The 25,707-nt window shown below is 43.3% G+C and carries 14 protein-coding genes; 6 read left to right on the forward strand and 8 right to left on the reverse strand.

All coding sequences use genetic code 11. The features are described from left to right. Nucleotides 1-228 precede the first annotated feature (228 nt). Both DXD68_RS20810 and DXD68_RS20815 read right to left on the reverse strand, forming a co-directional pair. On the reverse strand, nucleotides 229-426 hold the full coding sequence (locus tag DXD68_RS20810) for a hypothetical protein (protein ID WP_122363408.1): 198 nt from the start codon (nucleotides 424-426) through the stop codon (nucleotides 229-231). A gap of 210 nt (nucleotides 427-636) precedes the next feature. After that, nucleotides 637-2,031, reverse strand: coding sequence for a putative oxidoreductase C-terminal domain-containing protein (locus DXD68_RS20815; RefSeq protein ID WP_122363409.1), 1,395 nt, complete (start codon nucleotides 2,029-2,031; stop codon nucleotides 637-639). Nucleotides 2,032-2,276: 245 nt separating this feature from the next. On the opposite strand from DXD68_RS20815, the gene dnaK reads away from it, so the two are divergent. Together dnaK and DXD68_RS20825 are read left to right on the forward strand one after the other, a co-directional pair. Next, entirely contained in the window at nucleotides 2,277-4,193 is a 1,917-nt protein-coding gene (gene dnaK, locus DXD68_RS20820) for a molecular chaperone DnaK (RefSeq protein WP_122363410.1), read from the forward strand. 256 nt (nucleotides 4,194-4,449) lie between these two features. Then, nucleotides 4,450-6,639 carry a sensor histidine kinase gene (locus DXD68_RS20825; protein ID WP_158585916.1) on the forward strand — a complete coding sequence of 730 codons (2,190 nt, stop codon included), beginning with the start codon at nucleotides 4,450-4,452 and terminating at the stop codon, nucleotides 6,637-6,639. Nucleotides 6,640-6,664: 25 nt separating this feature from the next. On the opposite strand, the gene DXD68_RS20830 is transcribed toward DXD68_RS20825, so the two are convergent. Genes DXD68_RS20830 through DXD68_RS20840 form a run of 3 tightly spaced genes read right to left on the reverse strand, consistent with a single transcriptional unit; the run spans nucleotide 6,665 to nucleotide 8,296 of the window. Further along, nucleotides 6,665-7,447: an amidohydrolase gene (locus tag DXD68_RS20830; RefSeq protein WP_122363412.1), complete on the reverse strand. Its 783-nt coding sequence runs from the start codon at nucleotides 7,445-7,447 to the stop codon at nucleotides 6,665-6,667. 9 nt (nucleotides 7,448-7,456) lie between these two features. Next, nucleotides 7,457-8,002, reverse strand: a complete 546-nt coding sequence (locus DXD68_RS20835; RefSeq protein WP_122363413.1) for a 1-acyl-sn-glycerol-3-phosphate acyltransferase — start codon at nucleotides 8,000-8,002, stop codon at nucleotides 7,457-7,459. A gap of 3 nt (nucleotides 8,003-8,005) precedes the next feature. After that, nucleotides 8,006-8,296, reverse strand: coding sequence for a hypothetical protein (locus tag DXD68_RS20840; RefSeq protein WP_122363414.1), 291 nt, complete (start codon nucleotides 8,294-8,296; stop codon nucleotides 8,006-8,008). Between the two features lie 147 nt (nucleotides 8,297-8,443). Between DXD68_RS20840 and DXD68_RS20845 the strand changes: the two genes are divergently transcribed. Both DXD68_RS20845 and glgP read left to right on the forward strand, forming a co-directional pair. Beyond that, complete coding sequence (locus tag DXD68_RS20845) at nucleotides 8,444-10,102, forward strand: glycosyltransferase (protein WP_122363415.1); 1,659 nt, start codon at nucleotides 8,444-8,446, stop codon at nucleotides 10,100-10,102. An 89-nt stretch (nucleotides 10,103-10,191) separates the two neighbouring features. Beyond that, on the forward strand, nucleotides 10,192-12,762 hold the full coding sequence (gene glgP, locus DXD68_RS20850; RefSeq protein WP_122363416.1) for an alpha-glucan family phosphorylase: 2,571 nt from the start codon (nucleotides 10,192-10,194) through the stop codon (nucleotides 12,760-12,762). A gap of 73 nt (nucleotides 12,763-12,835) precedes the next feature. On the opposite strand, the gene DXD68_RS20855 is transcribed toward glgP, so the two are convergent. Together DXD68_RS20855 and DXD68_RS20860 are read right to left on the reverse strand one after the other, a co-directional pair. Continuing rightward, on the reverse strand, nucleotides 12,836-14,461 hold the full coding sequence (locus DXD68_RS20855; protein WP_122363417.1) for a RagB/SusD family nutrient uptake outer membrane protein: 1,626 nt from the start codon (nucleotides 14,459-14,461) through the stop codon (nucleotides 12,836-12,838). A 12-nt stretch (nucleotides 14,462-14,473) separates the two neighbouring features. Continuing rightward, nucleotides 14,474-17,251 (reverse strand): SusC/RagA family TonB-linked outer membrane protein, encoded by a 2,778-nt coding sequence (locus DXD68_RS20860; RefSeq protein WP_122363418.1) that lies wholly within the window; start codon nucleotides 17,249-17,251, stop codon nucleotides 14,474-14,476. Nucleotides 17,252-17,492: 241 nt separating this feature from the next. Between DXD68_RS20860 and mdh the strand changes: the two genes are divergently transcribed. Continuing rightward, nucleotides 17,493-18,434, forward strand: coding sequence for a malate dehydrogenase (gene mdh / locus DXD68_RS20865; protein WP_122363419.1), 942 nt, complete (start codon nucleotides 17,493-17,495; stop codon nucleotides 18,432-18,434). A 96-nt stretch (nucleotides 18,435-18,530) separates the two neighbouring features. Beyond that, nucleotides 18,531-19,016 carry a GNAT family N-acetyltransferase gene (locus tag DXD68_RS20870; RefSeq protein WP_122363420.1) on the forward strand — a complete coding sequence of 162 codons (486 nt, stop codon included), beginning with the start codon at nucleotides 18,531-18,533 and terminating at the stop codon, nucleotides 19,014-19,016. Between the two features lie 223 nt (nucleotides 19,017-19,239). Here DXD68_RS20870 and DXD68_RS20875 read toward each other — a convergent pair whose 3' ends face one another. Next, complete coding sequence (locus tag DXD68_RS20875; RefSeq protein WP_122363421.1) at nucleotides 19,240-25,587, reverse strand: Ig-like domain-containing protein; 6,348 nt, start codon at nucleotides 25,585-25,587, stop codon at nucleotides 19,240-19,242. Nucleotides 25,588-25,707 lie beyond the last annotated feature (120 nt).

Below are 25,707 nucleotides of genomic sequence, written 5' to 3' on the forward strand. Positions count from 1 at the left end.
AGCTTCGGGGCTTTTTGTTCTATTTAACGGAGAAACTTCTTTTCACTATTAACGAAAGCACGCTTTAATCGATAATCTCTACAATTCCTGATAAACCCTCAAGGGGAGAAACATTCTTCTCGTTGAATTGAAGCAGTCACTATTAGTCTGGTTAATAAATCCAGTTCTTCACAACCACAAGAAAATTGAGATAAATTGTCACAGTCAGATAAAAGGTTTATAGTAAAATCAATATCCGAGAATTGGATTTTTTCCTCCATTGTTACGCCGTATAATTTTTTCAATCCGTTTCATTTCCTGCTTGCGATCTTGAATTTGAGCTTTTTCAACAAGCGTAAATTCTCCTTTGACACATTTACGCATCATCTCGCGAAAACGGATCACATCTTCGCGGCTAGTTTCTGGATTTGGTATAGTTCGTATCATATCTTATTATTTAATAATGAATTGATTTGATACAAAGATAAACAATTAATGACAATCCTCGCTACCAAGCATTAAAAGATTTCAGGAATATATCTTTATTATAAATACAATTATTATATCTGTAATAAGAAGGAAAATTAGCAGACTATTGACTATTAGGGGACGCAGAAGGTAGAAACATTCTACATCCCCTAAATAGTCAACCTCACCCTAGTTCTTCGCTTTCGCCATCTCCAGCGCATGCGTTGTCACATAATATTTAGCGATCATATTCGGAACCTCCCAGTCCGGCAACTTTCCGTCCTGCAAATATTGAAGATAATTTTCCGTAACCTGGCCGAAATGAGCCTCATGCCCTACCCGGTATTTTGGAGGAATTTGAACCTGCCATACGTTATCTGCGATCTTGTTTAAAGAAACTCCCGGATATTTATCCGCAACAGCAGACATTGCTGTTTCCAATCCCTTTTCATACGTACCCAAATCGATATCCGGTAATGCTTCTATATACAACTCCGGCTTATATCCCTGCTCCTGTCCCTGGCGGATCACCAGATCAGCCTTACTTCCTTTCATGACAGAGAAATGCGTATCGCCGCCACCTTCCGGGAAAGTGTAATTCCATATAACAGAAACTTTGGCAGTCACACCTTTGATCTTATAGACGATATCACCGTTGCAATACACCTTCAGCGTATCGTTCACGACATCCTTCTTCAGGAAATCGGGATAAGCATCCGTTCCTGTTACCTGTCTGAACTCTTCCGGACTGATCGAAGTCGTCCAGCGGTTTGCATCGACCAATTCGATATCCTTTTTATAATCGATGATCTGTTCCGGGAAAGCTTCCCACTGAACCAGGTCCACCAAGTGCGTCGTCACATCCACAATTCCTTCCCCCTGCTGAGTCACGTCAAAATACCACACCGGGCGGGTCAATGGTTTATTATCCACCAGTTTAAACAGGTGATGCACACTTTCCTTCACGATAGCCGGCTCTTCGGGAGAACCTTTCAACTGTTCGCCATATACCGTCGGGATCGTTGAAAGTTCACGTTGCAACATCGTTGTAATCTCATTCCTTTCCGTCATAATGTCATATAACAGAATATTCTTTTGCCTGGCGATATCAAAACATTCTTCCAGCAATTGGAAGTTTCGGCTGTCGATCACCATCGGCTTGTCAGAAAGCACATGAATACCGGCTTCCAGCGCTTTCTTTATATACTCGGTCTTCTTGCCGTTATTTCCCGCCTGGACCATCACATTACCTTTCTTTTCGGCAAGCATTTTCTCCAGATAATCAGATTCCGTATAAACGACCTCGTTCCATGCTGTCGGATTCTCCGCACGTGCATTGAATCCTTCGATACGTTTTAAATGTTCATTCACATCGAAACCGGTGGGGGCGTACACAAAAACATCTTTAGAAACCTGCGGATAAGATACTTTCTGCACCAGCGCCGCATGAAAATGTCCGGGATCGAGCGTAATAAGCCTGACTTCACCCGGAGCACCGGTAAAACCTTCAGTCTGCTCTTTTTTAGAGGAACAGGAAGTTCCCAATAAAAGTGTAGCCATGGTAAAAACTAGATAGTTTTTCATTTTATAAATGATTTAATTGATAATAGTCTCTTCTTTACATATAAATTAAGGCATAAATCCTCCTATGGCACAAAGATAAAAATATATCGTTTTAACAACTGCCGTATTGTCATTATTTCTGACAGCAAAAACAATTCGGAACTGTTCATTGTTACTTTGGCATACGTTTTGTATACTAATTGGTGCAACTCGACAAGAGAAAAAGCAAAGACGAAGAATAATAACAATTAAAATATTATCAAATTATGGGAAAGATTATTGGAATCGACTTAGGAACAACCAACTCATGTGTTGCCGTACTGGAAGGTAACGAACCGGTTGTTATTGCAAACAGCGAAGGTAAAAGAACAACTCCTTCAATCGTTGCATTCGTTGAAGGAGGCGAACGTAAAGTTGGTGATCCCGCAAAACGTCAGGCTATCACCAATCCGGAAAAGACTATATTCTCTATCAAACGTTTCATGGGTGAAACATACGACCAGGTTCAGAAAGAAATCAACCGCGTACCTTATAAAGTAGTACGTGGCGATAACAACACTCCGCGTGTGGATATCGAAGGTCGTCTGTACACTCCGCAGGAAATTTCAGCGATGGTTCTTCAGAAAATGAAGAAAACTGCTGAAGATTATTTAGGACAGGAAGTAACAGAAGCCGTTATCACTGTTCCGGCTTACTTTAGCGATGCGCAACGTCAGGCAACAAAAGAAGCCGGCGAAATTGCCGGTCTGAATGTTCGCCGAATCGTAAACGAACCGACTGCCGCATCACTGGCTTACGGTCTTGATAAGACAAGCAAAGATATGAAGATCGCAGTATTCGACCTTGGTGGCGGTACATTCGATATCTCAATCCTGGAATTAGGTGACGGTGTATTCGAAGTAAAATCAACAAACGGTGATACTCACCTGGGTGGTGATGACTTCGACCACGTGATCATCGACTGGTTGGCAGAAGAATTCCTACGTGAAGAAGGCGTCGACCTGCGTAAAGACCCAATGGCATTGCAACGTCTGAAAGAGGCTGCTGAAAAAGCAAAAATCGAATTGTCAAGTACAACAAGTACAGAAATCAATCTGCCGTATATCATGCCGGTGAACGGTATTCCAAAGCACCTCGTTAAAACATTGACACGTGCTAAATTCGAACAATTGGCAGACAGCTTGATCCAGGCTTGTATCGAACCTTGCCGTCAGTCATTGAAAGATGCGGGGTTGAGTACTTCCGATATCGACGAAGTGATCCTGGTAGGTGGTTCTACACGTATCCCTGCTGTACAGGCTATCGTTGAGAAATTCTTCGGTAAAGCTCCTTCTAAAGGTGTTAACCCGGACGAAGTTGTAGCTGTAGGTGCTGCTATCCAGGGTGGTGTATTGACAGGTGAAGTAAAAGACGTATTGTTGCTGGATGTTACTCCGCTGTCTTTGGGTATTGAAACAATGGGTGGTGTAATGACTAAGCTGATCGAAGCGAACACGACTATCCCTACCAAGAAATCGGAAACATTTACAACTGCTGTCGACAATCAGCCGTCTGTAGAAATCCATATCCTGCAGGGTGAACGTTCTTTGGCAAAAGATAATAAGTCTATCGGTCGTTTCCACTTGGACGGAATACCTGCTGCACAGCGTGGCGTACCTCAGATCGAAGTTACTTTCGATATCGATGCCAACGGTATCCTGAATGTATCTGCAAAAGACAAAGGAACCGGTAAAGTACAAAGTATCCGTATCGAAGCTTCCAGTGGTTTGAGTGACGACGAAGTAAAACGTATGAAAGACGAAGCTGCTGCCAACGCAGAAGCCGATAAGAAAGAAAAAGAACGTATCGACAAGCTGAACCAGGCAGACAGTATGATCTTCCAGACTGAAAAGCAGTTGAAAGATCTGGGAGATAAACTTCCGGCTGACAAGAAAGCTCCTATCGAAGCTGCATTGAACAAGCTGAAAGAAGCTCACAAAGCACAGGATGTTGCCGGTATCGATGCTGCTATGACTGAACTGAATACAGTATTCCAGGCTGCAAGCCAGGAAATGTACAACGCTCAGAATGCTCAGGGTGGCGCACAGCCGGGTCCTGACTTCGGACAGCAGCAAGCTAACAACAACGCCGGCGGAAACAAAGACGGTGGTGTTACAGATGTTGACTTCGAGGAAGTAAAATAATAAAAATACATTTTCCACATAAGATAAGAGCGATTGTCGGATTCAAATCCGGCAGTCGCTTTTTTTATTCTGCATGTCTTCAAAATAAACCAACAAAGAAGCATTGAGATTCAAATAGTCTTTCCTATATTTGCGGTCATCAAGCAAATATATGCAGCAACCTTTTTTTCGACATATTATTAAAATCACGTGGATATTACTAATCATAATTGCCACCTCATGTAACAAAAATCGCCAAAAAGAACAACACAGAATTTTGGTCATTGAATCTTTTGAGCCTGAATATACAGGCTACGAAGGGAAAAAAGAGAAAATATATAAGGAATTTAAGAAACACGGCATAGATGCCGATATTAAAACATTCTATCTGGATTGCGACTCCTATTTGGACGCAGAAGAAAAAAACAGAATGTATAATTTTCTCGATACTGTCGCTTATTGGAATCCTGAACTAATACTTGTTTATGACGATCAGGCTGCATATTCAATAATGGCCTGCGATCATCGTTTCATACAAAAAGTCCCTGTCGTTTTCGACGGAGTTAATTTCCCAAACTGGGAATTACTAAAACTTTACCCGAATATAACAGGCTTCTGGGATAAACCGGAATATATGAAAACAGTTCAGCTAGGAGAAATGATATTTGGTCCTATGTACTTCAATATATGGACAGACAATACATTTCTCGGAAGAAAAACAACAAAAGTTTTTTTAGAGGAAGCCAAAAACATAGGGGTAGAAAGAGTGAGTGGAAAACTTTTTACCATCGACAGAAACGGTGCATATTCATTTACATTGGACAGTATCACGACTATAAAAGATAAAAGCCGGATACTCCAAAAACCTAAAAAAACAAACTTCAGACTGATCGATGCTCGCGAATCCACTTCCAGCGGTTTATTATGGTCACTTTCCGGATTGGCTCGTTATACCCTGTTTGTACAGAGTAAAAGAGATTTTGCCTCAAAACGACTGGGCTTATTTGCTAATGGTCCTACATTGTCTGTTGTCAATGAAGGATTCGGATTGAAAGAAGGCATCCTGGGAGGCTATTTAACATCACCGGAAACGCAAATAAGCCAATCCGTCAATCTGGCAACAGAAATTCTACATGGTAAAAAGGTAAAAGATATACCTATCACTCCCAGTCCTAAAGAATATCTGCTGGACTGGACAGAAATGGATCGCTGGAATATATCTCAAAGTAATGTTCCCGATTACTGTCATATCATAAAAATGCCTTTTTATGAACGATACAAACTACAACTCATCATTATCGGTATCCTGGCAGGCATAGCTATTATTCTTATCATATTCTATCTGATATATCTTTATTTTCGGGAAAACCGGAATAAGCAGATCGCACAGGAAAACCTGAAAAAAGGGGAACGTTTTTTATCTTTGGCACTTGCCGGAGGTAAAGTATATGCTTTCCAACTCAGAGAAAACAAGTTTTCTTTCGACAAGGAATTCTATATAGATGCCGGAATAGAAGAAAAAATACTTCCTACTGAAGAATTCAAGGCCTGCCTCCACCCTAAGAATCAGGAAAGTTTTAATGACGATGTCATAAATGCACGGCTAGGTAAATATCAAAAGAACATCTCACAGATACGATGTAACTTCGACGGAAAAGGCTATCAATGGTGGGAATTTCGTTATACATACAACAAGGAAGAGGATATTTTCAACGGACTTTGTCTGAATATTCAACAGAGCAAAGAAGCAGAACAGGAGCTGATCAATGCCCGACAGAAAGCTGAAGAATCGGATAAGATGAAATCCGCATTTCTTGCCAATATGAGCCATGAAATACGTACGCCTTTAAACGCTATTGTCGGTTTTTCAAACATAATAGCAGAAGAGGAAGAGGTCGAACTGTCCGCAGAAGAACGGAATGAATTCCTGGGGCTGATCAATACCAATTCGGAGTTGCTTCTGAAACTGATCAATGATATCCTGGATCTCTCACGCATTGAATCAGGGAGAATGGACTTTTCATTCAAATCCTGCAATTTAACCGATTTGATGAAGAACATCTATCATACGCACCTGGTACTGATGCCACCGGAAGTAGAATTACGGATAGACCTGCCGGAAAAACCGGTTGTGATAGAAACGGATCCTCTCCGGCTGACACAAGTCATTACAAACTTCATCAACAATGCATCCAAATTCACACATAAAGGATACATCCAAATAGGCTACACCTGTGACATTATAGAAGAGACAGTCGAAATCTACGTGAAAGATACGGGCATAGGGATACCGAAAGAAAAACAACAAGCTGTATTCGAACGCTTCAGCAAACTGGATGAGTTCGCACAGGGGACAGGACTAGGACTTGCAATCTGCCAGGTCATTGTAAAACGTTTCGGAGGAGAGATCAGGCTTCAGTCAGAAAAAGGAAAAGGCAGTTGCTTTACAATAGCCCTGCCTTTATAAAATCCGGTTCTGAAAATCCTTCAAATTATTCTATCGAGAAAGCATCGGCATCTTTCCATGCCGGAAACTTGGCACGCAATTCGTCCAGGTCCTCCTTGTTCAGGGTACAGGTACGGGTAATCTCCTCCCGTTTACCGGCATCCGCCAGCTTTTTTCCTTTGGGAGAAAAGACCATCGAATCGCCACGGTAGGTAAAACCTTTCCCATCGATTCCCACCCGGTTGACCCCGCAGACATACGCCATATTTTCAACCGCACGGGCAGGAAGTAATGTCTTCCATACTTTTTTACGTGCTTCCGGCCAGTTGGCTACGTATATTAATAAGTCATACTCATTATTCCGGTTCCGGCTCCAGACAGGGAAACGAAGATCATAACATACCTGCAGACAGATATTCCAGCCCTTATAGCTGATGACCGTACGTTTATTCCCGACAGTAAAATGCTTGTCTTCATCCGCCATACGGAATAAATGACGTTTGTCATAATAATACTCATCCCCCTCGGGAGTGATAAAAAAAGCACGGTTGAAGTAGTTTCCATTGTCTTTCACAATAAAACTGCCTGCAACAGCCAGGTTATATTTACCAGCCCAGCTTTTTATAGCCGGAATAGTTGGCCCGTCCATCGTATCAGCCAACCTTTCCACCTCCATGGAAAAACCGGTCGTAAAAGTTTCAGGCAATACGGCAATATCCGTTTTACCACTTACACGCCGAAGTAACTCCCCGTAATAACCAAGATTCTCGTCCCTGTCTTCCCAAATGATATGGGACTGGATCATACTGATACGTAAACTGTCTGCCATAATAGTAAATTAAACTTGTACGAAATTTTCCGGGTGACAAGCTGTCACACCTCTATAATATTCACGGATTGTTTGAATATCCTTTTCTACATCCCCTGTCGGATAGAATAATCCCTTGATTCCCGCTTCTTTCTTTGCATAATCGAAATAAGCGATCATAATAGGGACCTGTGCCTTCTGTGCAATATAATAAAAACCTTTTTTCCACTCCTCTGCCCTTTTCCGTGTACCTTCCGGCGTTATAGCAAGCTGAAATATTTTACGTTTATTGAATACCTCAACCATCTGGTCGGTCACCGAAGTATGTTTCTGCCGGTCGACCGGCACACCACCCAACCACGAAAAGAACAAATTAAAGGGGAAAAAGAACCAGTCCTTTTTGATCAGGAAACTGGCGTTGCGTCCTAACGCCGTATAAAGCAACTTACCGACAATAAAATCCCAATTGCTGGTATGCGGGGCAACGCATATCACACATTTAGGCACATCTTCGCACATAGGACCCACTTTCCATCCTGCCATGCGAAGAAGTGCCTTACTAATAGCTTTCTTCATTATTTACTTTTCTTTGCTTAGCTCTCCTATTTCGTTGGCGATTGCATTTACTTCAGTCTGCAAATCGACGCGCAATTTACGATAATACTCTTTTACCAGCGTTTTGTTGTCTTTGGCGTCCGGAGTACCGGCACGACGGATAAACTCATCCTGCATATCCAATATTCTAGCCAACAGAACATCAGCCTTATCTTCCTCTACTCCAGGTATAAATAGCTTACAAACCAATACTTCAGAAAACAGTTCACCTGCTACATAGCTGATTTCTTTCTTCAAAATTCTTCTCTTAGCCATAATTTTCAAATTAAATTATCTACAAATCTACAAAATCCTTTATTAAATAACACATACCACGGGAAAAAAGATAAATACCACAGGAAAAAAGATAAAAATAATGTATCTTTGCAGCTTCAAATTCTCTGATTATAAACAAAATCGTTTATGGATACAAAGACAACAACGCCAGATTATCTCTTTGAAAGCAGTTGGGAAGTTTGTAATAAAGTGGGAGGTATTTACACTGTGCTGTCTACAAAGGCACATACTCTGCAGCAGATGTTCAATGATAAAGTAATTTTTATCGGACCGGATGTGTGGGGACCCGCAAATGCTCCGGACTTTATCGAAGATGATACTCTGTTTGCTGATTGGAAAAAACACGCAAGAACCACTGATAAGCTGAAAATGAAAGTCGGACGCTGGAATGTACCAGGTACACCTCCGGTTGTTCTGGTCGATTTTAAGCCTTTTTTCAGTGAAAGAGATGCTTTCTTCTATTCTATGTGGGAAAATTTCCGGGTAGATTCAATGCACGCTTACGGCGATTATGACGAATCCTGTATTTTTGCCTATGCCGTAGGAAAAGTGATAGAAAGTTTCTACAACTTCTACAACCTTTCCGACAAAAAAGTAACTGCATTATTCAATGAATGGATGCTGGGTATGGGAGCGCTTTACGTTCAAAAGCAACTGCCTGCCATTGCCACCCTGTTCACCACACACGCCACCTCTATCGGACGTTCCATCGCCGGCAACAACAAAGCATTATATGCTTATATGGACGGGTACAACGGCGACCAGATGGCGAAAGAACTGAACATGGAAGCCAAACATTCGCTCGAAAAGCAAGCAGCACACCATGTAGACTGTTTCACGACAGTCAGTGATATCACAGCCTGTGAGTGTAAACAATTACTGGACAAAGCACCGGATATTGTGACTCCGAACGGTTTCGAACCGAATTTTGTACCTGAAGGAAAAGAATATACAAAGAAACGCGCGGAAGCCCGCAAGACACTGATTAACGTAGCCGAGAAGCTTTTGGGATGTTCCATCTCACCGGATGCCTTACTGGTGTCGACCAGCGGACGTTACGAATACCGCAACAAAGGGATCGATGTTTTCATCGAAGCCATGAATCGTGTGCGCAACTCAGGAGAATTACAGCGCGAAGTCGTCGCTTTCCTGATGGTCCCTGCCTGGGTCCGCGATGCACGTGCCGATCTGAAAGAGGTTATTGAAAAGAATATTCAGACGACCTCTCCCATGCAAATGCCTTTTATTACCCACTGGCTGAACCTGATGGATCAGGACAAGGTATTAAATTATATCTCTCACGCAGGATTTACAAACCAGGCTTCAGAAAAGCTCAAAATCATCTTTGTACCCTGCTATCTGGATGGACGCGACGGAATCTTCAATAAACCTTACTACGATCTGCTGATCGGTATGGATGCTACTGTATATCCGTCATATTATGAACCATGGGGATACACTCCGCTGGAAAGTGTTGCCTTCGGCATACCGACAGTGACTACCAACCTCGCCGGATTCGGCTTGTGGGCAGAGAAAAGTGTATCCGGCAAGAACATCAGCGAAGGAGTTGCCGTTATCGAACGGACAGACTTCAACTATTTCGATGTTGCCGACGCTATCACTACTTCAATTCTCTCACTCGTAAAAAAAGACGAAAAGGAAATTGGAGAAATACGCAAACGCTGTTTCAAACTGGCAAAGCAGGCTGAATGGAGCAAATTTATCGTATTTTACCAAAAGGCTTTCAGCGATGCTTTAGCTGCTGCTGCCAAAAGAAATGGTTAAATATGGCTCATAATTAGCGAGATAATTCTATCTTTGCCACAGTTTTTTACATCTTATTTTAAAGTTGAATCATTTTAAATCTCACAATAATGAAAATCAAAGCGAATAACGCAAACAGTCCGATCTGGAAGGACGTTTATTCACATTCGATGCTTCCTGAAGCATTACAACCCTTACACGAAATGGCAACAAACTTGTGGTGGGTATGGAATCATGAAGGAGCTAAATTATTTGGAAAAATCGACAAGGATCTTTGGGTTTCTACTGAAGGTAACCCAGTGCTTTTACTCCAAAGCTTATCTTACAAACGCATTGAGGAAATTCAGGCCGACAAAGTATTGATGGCTGAAATCCAGGAAGTTTATACAAGCTTCAGACAATACGTAGATACGAAACCTGATGCTACGAAACCTTCTGTTGCTTATTTCAGTATGGAATACGGTCTTACCAACGTACTGAAAATCTACTCCGGCGGTTTGGGAGTTTTGGCAGGAGACTATTTGAAAGAAGCCAGCGACAGCAATATTGACCTGACAGCAGTCGGCTTCCTGTATCGTTATGGATATTTTACTCAATCACTGTCTATGGACGGACAGCAGATTGCTAACTACGAACCGCAGAATTTCAACTCATTACCTCTTACCCAGGTTATGGAAGCAAACGGCGAACCGATGGTATTGGAAGTTCCTTATCCAGGTAGAACCGTATATACACATATCTGGAAAGTAAGCGTAGGCCGTGTGCCTTTGTATTTGATGGATACGGATATTCCTCAGAACAGCGAATGGGACCGCTCTATCACTCATCAGTTATATGGCGGCGACTGGGAAAACCGTATGAAACAGGAATATCTGTTAGGTATCGGCGGTATCATGATGTTGAACAAGTTAGGCATCAAAAAGCAAATTTACCACTGTAACGAAGGTCACGCAGCATTGATCAATGCTCAACGTTTGGTAGACTTTATTCAGAACGACGGACTTACTTTCAACCAGGCGTTGGAGGTTGTACGTGCTTCTGCTCTCTATACAGTACATACACCGGTTCCTGCCGGACATGACTATTTCGACGAAGGCCTGTTCGGTCGCTACATGGGTGAATTCCCAGGCAAGCTGGGTATCAGCTGGCAGGAATTTATCGATATGGGACGTGAAAATCCAGGTTCAAACGAGAAATTCTCCATGAGCGTATTCGCATTGAATACTTGCCAGGAAGCAAACGGTGTAAGCTGGTTGCACGGTAAAGTTTCACAGAAGATGTTTGCTCCGGTATGGAAGGGTTATTTCCCGGACGAACTTCACGTTAGCTGGGTTACTAATGGTGTACACATGCCGACATGGGCTTCTACGGAATGGAAACGTTTCTTCTACGAACATTTCGACAAGAAGTTCTTCACCGACCAGTCGAACAAAAAATACTGGGAAGCTATCCAGAATGTCAACGACGATGATATTTGGGATCTCCGTAAAACATTAAAGAAAAAGCTGATCGAATATATCAAAGTTCAGTACAAACAGAACTGGCTGAAAAACCAGGGCGATCCTTCAAAGGTTGTTTCCGTACTTGAAAAGATCAACCCGAATGCACTGTTGATCGGTTTCGGACGTCGTTTCGCGACTTACAAACGTGCTCACCTGCTGTTTACCGACCTCGACCGTCTGGCTAAGATCGTAAACAATGAAAAATATCCGATCCAGTTCGTATTTACAGGTAAAGCTCACCCGGCTGACGGTGGTGGACAGGGATTGATCAAACATATCGTTGAAATCTCACGCCGTCCGGAATTCCTGGGTAAGATCATCTTCCTCGAAAACTATGACATGCGTCTGGCTCGTCACCTGATTGCCGGTGTCGACGTTTGGTTGAACACTCCGACACGTCCGTTGGAAGCTTCCGGTACATCCGGCGAAAAAGCTGAAATGAACGGTGTACTAAACTTCTCCGTACTTGACGGATGGTGGTACGAAGGTTACAAAGAAGGTGCAGGTTGGGCATTGACCGACAAGCGTACTTATGAAAACCAACAGTATCAGGATCAGTTGGACGCTGCAACAATCTACCATATCCTGGAAACAGAGATCATCCCGACTTACTATGCTAAAAACAGTAAGGGATATTCTCCGGAATGGATCCAGTATATCAAGAATTCGATGTCGCAGATTGCTCCTGACTATACAATGAAACGTATGCTGGACGATTATATCAACCGTTTCTACAACAAGCTGGCAACTCGTTCCGCTCATTTACGTGAAGGAAACTTCGCCGAAGCAAAAGAGATCGCAGCTTGGAAAGAAGAAGTGGCTGAACACTGGGACAGCTTCCAGGTTGAATCGTTCACCTGCAGCAGAGACCTGTCTATCGACGGACCGGTCGTTGGTAAAGAATACTCTTTCAACCTTGTGATCGACCGTAAAGACCTTCAGGGAATGTTAGGTGCTGAAGTGGTGGTTACCAAAGAAAATTCAGAAAATCATCAACTCGAATTGCTTTACACAAAACCGTTCGAACTGAAGAAAGAAGAAGGTTCCAAACTGTTCTTCGAACTGAAAACGACTTCAAGCGAAGCCGGTGTTCATAAGATGGGCTTCCGTGTTTACCCGGAAAATAAAGAATTGCCTCATCGTATGGACTTCGCATATGTTCGCTGGATCCAGTTATAAAATAAATCCATATAGGCTATACTTAAAAAGGATGTTCTCTGTGAAGAGAGAACATCCTTTTTTTATTCGATTGCTAATACCCGGGATTCTGTGTCAGATTACCATTCAGCAACAATATATTTTCCGGGATAGGGAAAACCGTCGTATACCCATTACTTTCATCCGGTAACTGCGGACGGCTGCTATAAGCACGTGTGAACAGTCCGAAACGAACCAAATCCTGCCGCCTCCACCCTTCCCAGGCAAACTCCATCTGCCGTTCCGCCAGAAGATTCTCCAATGTTGCCTGTCTGTCAGCCATGCCGACCCGGGAACGCACCTGATTCAATTCGATATCGCCGCTCTCTCCGTTTCTGACCTTGGCTTCGCTTTTCATCAACAGGACATCTGCGTAACGGAACAGCACAATATCATTATCCGATAACTTACCGTCTTTAGTTGCCGTTTTATCTATCGCATATTTCTTCATGCGGGCACCGGCTACCTTTTCATAGGACTTGCCGGTTATATCGACATCCACCAACCAAGGCAGATATTCCAGCACCTCTCCGGTATCGAGCCGGACAGTATCCCCATTCAGATCGAGTACGACACCTGCAAAATAACATTTACTGAAACGGGCATCAAGCGAATCCGTATCATAACCAAAAGTACGGAGTACCTCGCAGGTTGCAGAAGAGCCGTTCTCTCCGGATAATCCATACGCCTTCGCATGATTATAATGACGGGAACGGAACAGGTATTGCATCTGATTCGTATAGAAGTTCTTATCCATAGGAATGGTAAAGATATTTTCTACCGACGTTTCGTTGAATACAGAGAAATTATCTTCATAAGCAGGGGCTAGCTGATAACCCGATGCAGTAATGGAATCACAATAAGCCACTACTGTCTGCCAGGCGTTCAAACGCTGACCACCCACTTCAAAAAACAGATTCTTACCATCCGGACGACCACCGCTGGTCCAATTGTTATTCGTGTACACCTCTGCATTCAAGGCCAGTTTAGCCAACAGGAAATAAGCTACCGGACGAGTCATACGCCCATAATAATCACCGAGTCGGTTACTGCGCTCCGGACTTAACAAAGGAGCAGTCTCCTGCAATTCTTTGACTACAAATTCAAAAACCTCCTGCCGGGGGCTTTGCTTCACCTCTTTCATCGGAGTGGAAGATGACAACACAAGAGGTACACGCCCGAACAGATCCACTAAATAATAATAATACATCGCCCGGAAAGCCCGTACCTCAGCCATATAGGGCGGAATATATTTATTGCCGGTCTGTTTATAAAACTCGTCCAAACGCTCCAGTGACTTATTACTCAAGACGATCACTTTATACAGATACTCCCAGGTTGCTCGGATCGCATCACTGTTCACCCCCCATTTATGCAGAAAAAGTCCCTGCCAAAAACCGCCGTCATACCAGTCACCGCCACGTGTCGGCAGAATAGCCTCATCGGTCGTAAACGTATTCAGGTCATATATTCCCCGGTAGGTACCCTGTAACCCCTGGCTGTCGCTGTAACCGCCTACATAATTATAAAGAGTTGCGACCGTATTCAAGTAAACGGCAGTCGCACTGTCATACGCATCTTCTTCTGAAATCTGATCCCTCGGATTCTCTTCCAGGAACTTACTGCAGGAAAGAAAAGCCACGCCATATAGTATACAGGAAAGTAAAACTAACTTCTTCATCGCCGTTGATTATTAAAATTGAAAACTCAATCCAAGTGTATAAGAACGGTAAACAGGATAATTCCGTTTATCATCTATTCCCAACGTATTATTTACAATGTAACTGTTGATCATCGGTGTTAAACCGGAATAACCGGTAATCGTCGCCAGGTTGTTGACGGAACAGGACAAACGCAGGCTCTGCACATATTTCCTCCATTTACCCAACGGAATATTCCAACCGACCGTCAGATAATCAAAATTGATATAATCTCCTTTCTCCAGCCAGTAATCCGTAGCCGTCTGATCTTTGATATTTTGTTCGGGAGCCCCCTGCATGACATTATAATCCGGAAAACTACCCATATTCATATAGGTTAGGGATGTTCCGTTGTATACCTTATGCCCGAACGCCCCGTTTATCTGCAAAGAGACATCGAATTGCTTGTAACGGAAACTGATATTCGAGCCCAGCATCGTCTTGGGGGTTGCCTGCCCGGCGATGTAGCGGTCTTCGCCATCTTCCAGATTCACACCGCCACCATTCAGATCGGCTATTTCATACTGGTAACTTCCGTCCTCCCGCTGAGTCAATCCGGTACAATGAGGAAGATAAAAGACACCTAAAGGCTGTCCGACCACCTGGTAGACGATGTGGTTATATCCACCGTGGAAACCGGCACCGTTCAAGTCAGAGATACTGGTATATTCGGGAGCCGACATCTGTTCTCCTTTATACATACCACTCAGCGATAACAGTTTATTTTGCTGGAATGTTACATTCACATTGACACTCAACTCCATATCTTTCGTCTGCAAAGGGGTAACTCCAAAGCCCAGTTCCACTCCGCTATTCCGCATAGAGCCCAGGTTTGCCAACAATTTATTATAGGCAAAAGGAGGAACACTCACATCATACAGATAAAGCATATCGCTGGTTTTCGAATTATAATAATCGACAGTCATCAACAGGCGGTTGCGGAAAAAGCCGACATCGATACCGGCATTCACGGTACGCTTCACCTCCCACTTCAGGTCGGGATTGGCATTCCGGATCACTCCCATCGTCACCGTCGGAGTTCCTCCTACGGATACAACACCGTTAGGCTTCACCAGCTGCAGGGAGTTATAACTGTCTATCGCATCCTGATTACCGGACAAACCGTAACCGGCACGCAGTTTCAGATTGTTCAGGAAAGTGAACTGTTTCATAAAATCCTCTTCGGTTATCACCCAGGCAGCCGAAACAGAAGGAAAGAATCCCCATTTGTTATTCTTGCCCACTTTCGAAGAAGCGTCCGCACGGGCATTGACTGTTGCCACATATTTTCCGGCATACACATAATTGACACGCCCCAGAAAAGAGCTTAGTCGGGGATCTTCATAATAAGAGTTCGTTCCTTCCCACAGCCGTACGGCACCCGCCTGCAGATTATTATAACCAAACTTATCTGTGGAAAAGTTAGTGACCGTCGTATAAAATCCGGTCAGTATATTCTTTTGTGCCTCTGCCAGCCCCAACGCATCCAAATGATGTTTTCCCCAGTCATTGGAATAACTTAGCATCAGGTTACCCAGCAGGTCTTCCATTTTTCGCTCGCCTTTATAGGCTTGTCCGTGTGCCCATACCGTAGTCGGCAGATACAGGGAGTTATCTATTATATTATATGTATAGGAACCGAAAGCTGAAAACTTCAGTTGCTTACTCAGCTTCACCGTAAACTTCATATGCGTATTGAAGTGGGCATTCGAATCATCGTCTTTTACTTCCAGCCACGCCAACGGATTGGTGATCTGGCTGGCGTTGGTTACCCCATTCCATCCGCCGGTCTGTTCATCCCGATGATTCGGAAACGTCGGATTGAATGCCGCAGCTGAATAAAACGTCTTTTGAATATCGTTCAGGTAACGGTTCTTTTGCAGGGAACCGAAAACACCCAGGTCTATCTTCAACCGATCGTTAAACGCACGCTGGGCAATATCCAGCTTAACGGTGAAATTCTGCAAATCGTTCGTCCGCACAACTCCATCCCGGTCCATCACCCCGAGGGAAGCACGATAGTTGGACGTTTCAGAACCTCCTCCCAAAGCGATATGATGGTTCTGCACAATCCCGGTCCGGGTTATTTCGTCCGGGAAATCCGTATTGAATCCCAGATCCAGTATATCGATACTACGCTCTGCCGCCACTGCACGAAATTCATCGCCCGACAGCATCTTCATATTCTTATAGACCGCCTCGATACCGAAACTGCCATCGTAACTGATACTGAAAGCTCCGCCTTTCCCCTTTTTCGTAGCGACCTCGATGACACCCGAAGCACCACGTGAACCGTATTGTGCCGTCTCGGAAGCATCTTTCAGGATGGTAAAACTCTCGATATCCGCCGGATAGATAGAACTCAGCGTATTCAGGTCGGAAGAAACCCCGTCGATAATAACCAGCGGGTCGTTACCTCCTGTCAGTGAAGTCGTCCCCCGGACCCGGACGGAACTCAGTGCAGCCGCCCTGTTCGCCCCGGTAGAAACACTGACACCCGCCGCCTGTCCGCTCAAAGCATTCAACGAACTGGACACAAAGCCTTTGTTCATACGTTTTTCGGAAACTTTATCGACAGAACCGGAAATGGTCCGCCGACTACCTGTAGCATATCCGACAGCAATCTCATCGTCCAGCTTCACCGTGTCAGGGACAACCGTTCTGAACGTATCCGGCAACAACGGGGCGACCTGTGCCAGGCCTTCCTGCCCGGAAATGAAGAATAAAATGATCGGATATATCGTTAAACAAGAGTGAAATAACTTACTCATATGCACACAGATTTAAGATTAGTAACCCCCTTTTTAATAAAACTATCGATCAATGGCGATTGTTCATGATTCCGGTAATGTTTTTTAAGAAAACCGCTCTCCCTCTATTTAGCGATAATTAATAAACCGGAGAACTAAATTATTTACGGAAATATTTCTTTATTCGCCAATACATTGTACCTTTGTCCACGTTAAAAACAGGAAGTATTTTTATAAGTAATAACATATAAAACTTATTATTATGTCTAAAGTAACAGTTGTTGGCGCCGGTAATGTAGGTGCTACTTGCGCAAATGTTCTTGCCTTCAATGAAGTGGCAGACGAAGTTGTAATGCTTGATGTTAAGGAAGGTGTTTCCGAAGGTAAAGCAATGGATATGATGCAGACAGCTCAGCTGCTGGGTTTCGACAGCACTATCGTAGGCTGCACTAACGACTATGCTCAAACTGCAAATTCTGATGTTGTGGTTATCACTTCAGGTATTCCTCGTAAACCGGGTATGACTCGTGAAGAGTTGATCGGTGTTAACGCTGGTATCGTTAAAAGTGTAGCTCAGAACATCCTGAAATATTCTCCGAATGCAATTATCGTAGTTATCTCTAACCCGATGGATACAATGACTTACCTGTCATTGAAATCTCTGGGTCTGCCGAAAAACCGTATCATCGGTATGGGCGGTGCACTGGATAGCTCACGTTTCAAATATTTCTTGTCTCAGGCTTTGGGATGCAACGCTAACGAAGTAGAAGGTATGGTAATCGGTGGTCACGGTGATACTACAATGATTCCGTTGGCTCGTTTGGCTACTTACAAAGGTATCCCTGTCAGCAAACTGTTGAGCGCTGAAAAACTGCAGGAAGTGGTTGCTTCTACTATGGTTGGTGGTGCTACACTGACTAAACTGCTGGGTACTTCTGCATGGTATGCACCGGGTGCAGCAGGAGCTTATGTAGTTGAATCTATCATCCACAACCAGGGTAAGATGGTTCCTTGTTCAGTTTACCTGGAAGGAGAATACGGTGAATCAGATCTTTGTATCGGTGTTCCTGTTATCCTGGGTAAGAACGGTATCGAAAAGATCGTTGAACTGGAACTGACAGCTGAAGAAAAAGAACTGTTCGCTAAGAGCGCTGCAGCTGTTAAGAAAACAAACGAAGCATTGAAAGAAGTAGGTGCTTTATAATCAGTAAACAAACTCGATTGATTATATCTTAAGAGGATAGCTCCACGGAGTTATCCTCTTTTTTATTTTTATCATTAACTTTACCGCAAAAACAACATGATACGCACGATGACATTGAACGATGTGAGTGAGATAACCCGCATTTATGCCCACTACGTAACCCATACAGTGGTAACTTTCGACACGAAGGTTCCGTCTGAAAAAGAGATGTGCGAACGCCTACAGCCCATTATCAGGAACTGCCCAGCCTGGGTATGTGTGGAAGAAGGCAAAATAGCCGGCTATTGTTATGCCCATGAATGGAAAACAAAGAAAGCTTATAGTGCAACGGCAGAAACGACTATTTACCTGCATCCGGATTATCTGCGGAAAGGATACGGAAGAATATTAATGGAGCAATTGATCAAAGACTGCCGTGAACGCTCCTACCATACCCTGGTCGCCTGCATCACTATCCCCAACGAACCGAGCGTAAAACTCCATGAGAAACTGGGCTTCAAACAGGTATCCCATTTTCATGAGGTTGGCCGGAAGTTCGACAAATGGCTCGACGTTGCCGATTATGAATTAATTCTTGAATGACCAATACCCCTATATAAAATTTAATTCTCCGTATCCTGTAAGAAATTACCTGCTCCAACGACTATATAGTACAGTTCAACAAAAAACATTCAAGCCGTAATTAGCACGAAAGTATGAACCAAATAGAACAAACCGGATACAAACCGATGATAATTAATAATTATCATCAATCTGCATCCGGTTCATTCGAAAGGGAACGGGAGCATATTCCCCTCTGTCCTGTTTATTTAACGATCACTTTGACAGTTATAGCTTTTCCGCTGTCGGACAAATGAACAAGATATAAGCCTTCCGTAGCAGAAAGCTGGGTTTTGTCCGTAATCCGACCGTGATATAGAATCCTTCCCACCATATCTGTGACCATCACTTCAGACGGCATTGCCGGTTCGATAATCAGACAACCGACGCACCCGTAAACACGGCTGACAGCCAATAAGTCGTCGATACCTGTCGGTACGCTGACGGTTATTTCACAATCCGCATAATGTTCGTCATCGGAAGCCATGGCCGTAATCGTTGCCTTGCCGGCTTTCAATGCTTTCACCTTTCCGTTCTTCACGGTAGCGACAGTCTCGTCACTGCTCGACCAGGTGACTGACTGGTCGGCATAAGCCGGCTTAACCGACGCTTTCAGCGTAAACTCTTCGCCTATTGCCAATACTTTGGCGGATGGTTCGAGTGAGACGCCGGTAATTACAACTACACCGGGTTCTTCTCCACCCCCGGAACTGTTTCCATTGAAAGTAACCACAACCGTAACATCGCCTTCAGACGTAACTGTCCATTCACGGGCTGCAACGTTGTTTATGGATACAGAAGCCGTATAGCCCGTGTTCGGTGATGTCTCGACTACGATCTTATCGCCTTCCGTGATCTGTGCTCCGCTTTTTACTTCGGCACCGTTGACCTTTACGATAAAGGTTCCGTTTGACGCATCTGCAAAAGTGACCTTACGCGCCGCCACTTTAGTAGAGGCATAGAAAGGGATCGTTTGTGTCAGATTAACACCGGAAGCGACCGTATAGTTGGTGCTTGCCGGGGTAAAAACGACAGGATACGCATCAGATGTCACATCAGAACCATCTGCCGTCTGCTCAGGATTCGACCATTTGAATGTACCTTCTACCGATGCATTCCCTGTCAATTCGGACAGGCCGATGTTCTGCCCTTTCAAGATAGGGGTGGCTCCTGTTACTGCGATATCACTGCTTTTAAGTTCCTGAGGCTTGATTATATATGAACCGATTCTACCGTTAAAGGCTTCAAACTGTTCCTGCTCGCTGCACTGTGCCCAAACATCATATGTTGCTGCATCCGTCGGGTTTTCTACAATGGTTTTCCCTCGCTTCACAAGAATAATCCAAGAGATAGAATTGTCTTTCAACTTTATAACCGGCTGAATGGCATTGCCTGTAAACACATTAGAAGACTGGTCTACGCTAGGTAGATCTTGACCTTCTAGGCGTGATTTAACGGCAAATTTAACCTCAATGGTATTGTTTTTCTCCAACTGGATAGTCGTCTCTTTAGCAGAAACAGATGCTACATTATTGATCTTCCAATCGGCAAGAGTAGAATATCCGGCATCCGGTTCACCTTTTACAGTAAGTTGCTGTCCTACATATACAGTACTTTCTGTTGTAAGTCTTTCCGCACCGTTCCACAAAGAGACGCCGCCATTTGTAGCCGTAATAGTCAACGAAGCATCGGTACTTTTAAGGTTCATGGAGCGTAGTCCTAATTCTTTGAGAGAAACTTCCTGTAAGTCTTTCGTATCTTGCGGAAGATTAAAGACTACCGCTTTGTAATTCTTGTCAGTAGGAGTAACGGTTACATTATAGAAAGCCGTACTTCCCACCTGTTCTGCAGAACATTCTCCTGCTGTACACGTCCAGCCATCACCATAAGCCGGAGCCGAAACACCTTTCAATTCTGCCGCTTCAATTGTCAACGATGCGTCTGTTATATTTACGGATTTATAGATATCATCCGCATTTCTGGTAATTGTTACTTTATATTCTTTCCCCTTGTTTTCTGCCGCATTAACCGGTAACGAACCGGAAGAGATTCCTTCGTATGACACACTGAAACCGTCCAATCCTGCCGGGATCGACTGTACAACAAACTGCTTTCCTGTACCGTCATAAGTAACCGCCTGCTTCAGATTGATGAAGTTGATAGTAGCCTTTTCAATTGCAGAAACGACTATTTTTGTAGCTTCTGTTACAGTAAACTCGCCGCCATTCGTGATCTGTTTGCCGTTTACTACGATTGAGCCGAGTTTATAATCGTCATCGGTTACTGTGGCGGTTGCTGTTAAGACTGTGCCGTAAGGAATGCCCTTCAATCCGTCTCCAGTTAATACTTTACTTGATTGATCCTTTATAACAAGTGAAACATTATTGACAATTACAGATGAAACCTCATACTTTATCTGTTCAAAAGTAGCACTAAATGTTGTGTTCGCATTAACCATACAAGCATTTTCGGAAATGGAAGAACCTGTAGCAGAAATACCGCCACTCAACTTATACCCTTTATCCGGTATCGCAATAACCGTAAGTTTAGTTCCGGCTTTTACCGAAGCGCCGGCATTCACTACATTATTGTTTCCATCCATCATCGTCAATTTGCCGTGCTCGATATCGCTATTAAATCCCACTGTATACTCAGAAGCCGGAAGCGGATCAAAAGTGGCGGCAATAGCCACATCACTGTTTACAGTAACGGCATTGTTACTTACCGGGTTATTTCCGGCTGTCAGGCTTAAGAGCTTATAACCGTTGCCTGCACCACCTGTCGTTTCCGGTGTGGCGATTACTTTCAGTACTGTTCCATCGGCCACATATTCTCCGGTCTTTACCTCTTTATCACCATCCACCACTTTCAGACTTCCACCTGTAGGTTTCGTAATCGTCACCTTGCGTTTGATCTGCTCGAAGGTTACTGTCAACTCCTTATTTTCGGTTACTTTCATAGTCTTCGGAGCAGAAGCACTTACTTTATAATGGGCATCCGGAGTATAGTCGAGCGTAAGTGTTATGCCATCCACATACCGGTTGCCGGCGTTGGCATTACGGATCGTTATTTTTCCATGATTGCATATACCGGCTGTTACCATCCAGTATTGCGTGACTACAACCGGGACACTTACCGTTACCTTACCGTAACGTGTCTGGTCGGCAGGCGTAAATACGACATTGTAGTTCTTTGTAGCAGTAGAAGCTATGGTATCGGGGTGCTCCCATGCAAACGTTCCGGCAATTGTCTGCCCTTCCACTGTAGCCGAACCGCCTTGCAGGATAGAAGTAGAAATGGTTTTGCCTGCATCTACGCCCGAAGCAGTCAGCTTCGAAGGGTTGACCACTGGTATTTGGGTTATGTATTCAACAGTAGCAGCTCCCTCTGTTCCTTTTTGCAGAAGTGCTATCGGCTTACTGCTTGCAGGTAACGAACCAGCTTTCTCCTTGTCGGTCACTACCAGGGCATCCGAACATTCTGCATAAGCCAACTCAGGTAAATCGCCGGTGATCAACTTCGCCAGGCCTTCTGCTTTCAGATCCTTTATATATAGAATACTTGCCGCATCGGTTGAAGCCAATGCTTCGGTAATTCCTTTATTACCATCTTCACTATATAAAGAAGCATATACATATTTATTACCTTTTATCCTTACGTAAAATTCACCGCCGGCACATTGCTCAAAGCTGTTTTGCATAGCGATCGTTGCATCTCCTGTAAATCCGGTCAAAGCGGCTGTTGTTCCTTTATCACCCAACTGGCCTTTATCGGAGAAGTTCTCACGGATAATGACCGGAGTGGAAGTTGCCATTCCTGCCTTTTTAACAAGTCCTTTAAAGGTATTACCTGTTACAATGTATGAAGCAGATACCTCACCCTGACCTTGCGGGTACAAAACAATGCCGTTAGTCACATAGCTATTTCCGATATTGTCAGCCTGTGTAAACTCATTCCCCGTCAAAGTCACCTGATTGGCAAAGACGCTGACGGCATTCTTTTCATTATACTTATAACCGGTAGAGTTGCATTCGAACTTCAGTCCTTTTACTGTAACGCCTTCTGCTTCTATTACCAAATGACCTTTAATGGTGGATTTGTTAGTAGAAGTAAGCGTGATAGCCTTGTTTATAACCAAAGCGTTTTCGAGTATGATATCTCTTGAAACAGAAATCACTTCACCATCCGTTGCACCAGCAATGGCTTGCTCCAATGTTGCTCCGGAAGTGATCGGTGCTCCGTAACAAATTAATCCGGAAGCGACGGAATAATCTGTTCCGTTGATAGTCAGGTTATCGTATTTCTTCCCTTCACCTGTACGATTGGAATAAACGAGAGATTCACCTTCTTTACCTTTTAAATCCGAGTTTATGGTGATTGTGTTGTTTGCCAATGCAGATTCATCGCCACTGCCGCTATAGCCTAATGAAACAACAGCGCCTCCCGATGCATTCTCTCCATACAAAGAAGACAAAGTGCCGCCTTCGACTGTTATAGTATTTCCATAAGAACGCAAATCTAATGCAGACAACATTTTTACACCTTCTGCATGTTCAGTGTTTCTTTTATCGGTGGCTGTTATCTCACAGTTTTTAATAGAAAGTTTTACTCCATTATATTTTTCCTGCAAAACGACTGCCCCATAGGGTTCATTAGAAATGGTAGCGGCATTTAATGTTGCATTACTTATTTCTATTACAGTGTTCGTACTGGCTAATACCCCATCACTGGAACTTAGGCCGCCGGCACTTGTCATCAGGGCAGCCCATCCTTCGATTGTTCCGCCGTCGATCGTTACTTTTTGCTCTGTATTACGAACACCTATGCCGTAATAATAAGCATCAATATCGGTATTAGTCATCGACAGTTCTGCACCAACCGATTCCATCCTGACACCTACGGCGGCAGTTTGTCCTTTTAGCTCCCCTCCCGATATCTTACAATTGGTTAGCTCTACTTTACCTGTACCCTGACCAATAATACCGACAATACCATGTTTAGAACTATTGTTGTTTCCTTCCAATGTCAGATCACTGGCTGTAAGGGTGGCTTTTGTATTTACAGACGGATTGACTTCTATATGCCCTTTGATGATGGTTTTATCTTTACCGGCACCCTGAATAGTCAATGACTTGTTGAGTGTAAATGTCGTAGGCAATTCAAAAGAACTTTCAGGAAAAACTAATTTATCACCATCTGTGATCGATATCCTTGTCAAAAGAGTAGTTATATCTGCTACTGCATTATGAAAAGAACTGTCTGACTTGAAAATGGAGATATAAGGAATACCATCCCCGTTTGTAATAATTGTATTTTCAATGCCTGAGATCTTAACATCTGTAGCCGGCTTTTTGTACTCATTATTATCACTTATATTAAAAGCGATAGGAGAATATGCAGTATTCAATGCTTGTATTGTACATTTTTCATTACCCTCGGAAGTGAAAGTGATATTTCCTTGTGTATTGCGCATTTGTATTAAATCCATTGTAATAGCAGGAACCTGTTGGGGATCTAAATGCTTGGATATGACTGTTGACTTTGAGTCAATAGCCATATCTATATTCGGGCAAGCTTCAAAAACAATGGTACTAAACCCGTCACTGGGACCATTCATAAAAGAACGTCCTGTCAAATTCGAATTAGTTATATTAATTGTTTGAGGAAAAGAATAGGGGGTGGTTTTAACTCCGTCCCCTCTCAAATAAAGAGAACTCCAGGCTGTGAGATCACTATTGTCGATATTTATATCGATCGGTACAACTGTTTGATTATTTACAAAAACAGCATAATAACAAATATCAACTCTTGAGTCTGATATATTATAAGTTATAGGTTTTACATTTTGTGTACCACTAGGCCAGGAGCATAGACCTATAACATAGTCATGTCCTGACTTCGCAGCAGGTCCTTCCATTACACTATGCGAGAAATTTAATGTGTGTCCATTCCCGTCACGAAATGCTATACCCCGCTGACACCTATTGGGCATGAACATACGGGAGTTCAGGAAATTGATTGTGTTGTTATTTATCTCTCCAGTTCCGGAAACGATACCAAAACAGACAGTCGAACCTCCATCTGCAGTTCCTGTACCGGAAATAGTCACTTTACTGTCAGTGAAGGATACAGTAGTGTTAGAAGACTTTATATCGACAACACCTCTTCCTTTGTCGGTTGTTGCATTCAGGTGAACTCCGTAAAAGGAAACGGCACCTCCTGCTGCAAGTGTAATATCAAAAGGGGAACCTATAGTTACTGAATTCGTGTCTTTCCCGATAACCGCAACTGATGGCTTAGTTATTGAAAAAAAAGAAGGGTCAGTTGTAGAATAGTTCCCATCAGGTAAATAGATAACGGTACTATCTTCTTGCGATGCATTAATTGCTGTTAGTACTTCACTTAATGAGGATTTCTGATAAGGAGAACTTTCTGTACCATTTCCCCCTTGGCTACCTCCTATTGTATAGTGAGTAATAGTCGAAGTTTGTGCCCACCCTACACTTGTCGCCATTATGATGGTAACTAACAATATGTGTAATTTTATTTTCATTTTGTCTAATTTAATATTAATACTGTAAATACCTTACCCTTAAGCAAGTAGCCTTGCTTTTCAAATCATATTGTTTTTTTCTGTCATTAGCCCATAAGCAATGGATTTAGGTATCCATCA

Source organism: Parabacteroides sp. TM07-1AC (assembly GCF_003480915.1).
GTDB lineage: Bacteria > Bacteroidota > Bacteroidia > Bacteroidales > Tannerellaceae > Parabacteroides > Parabacteroides chongii.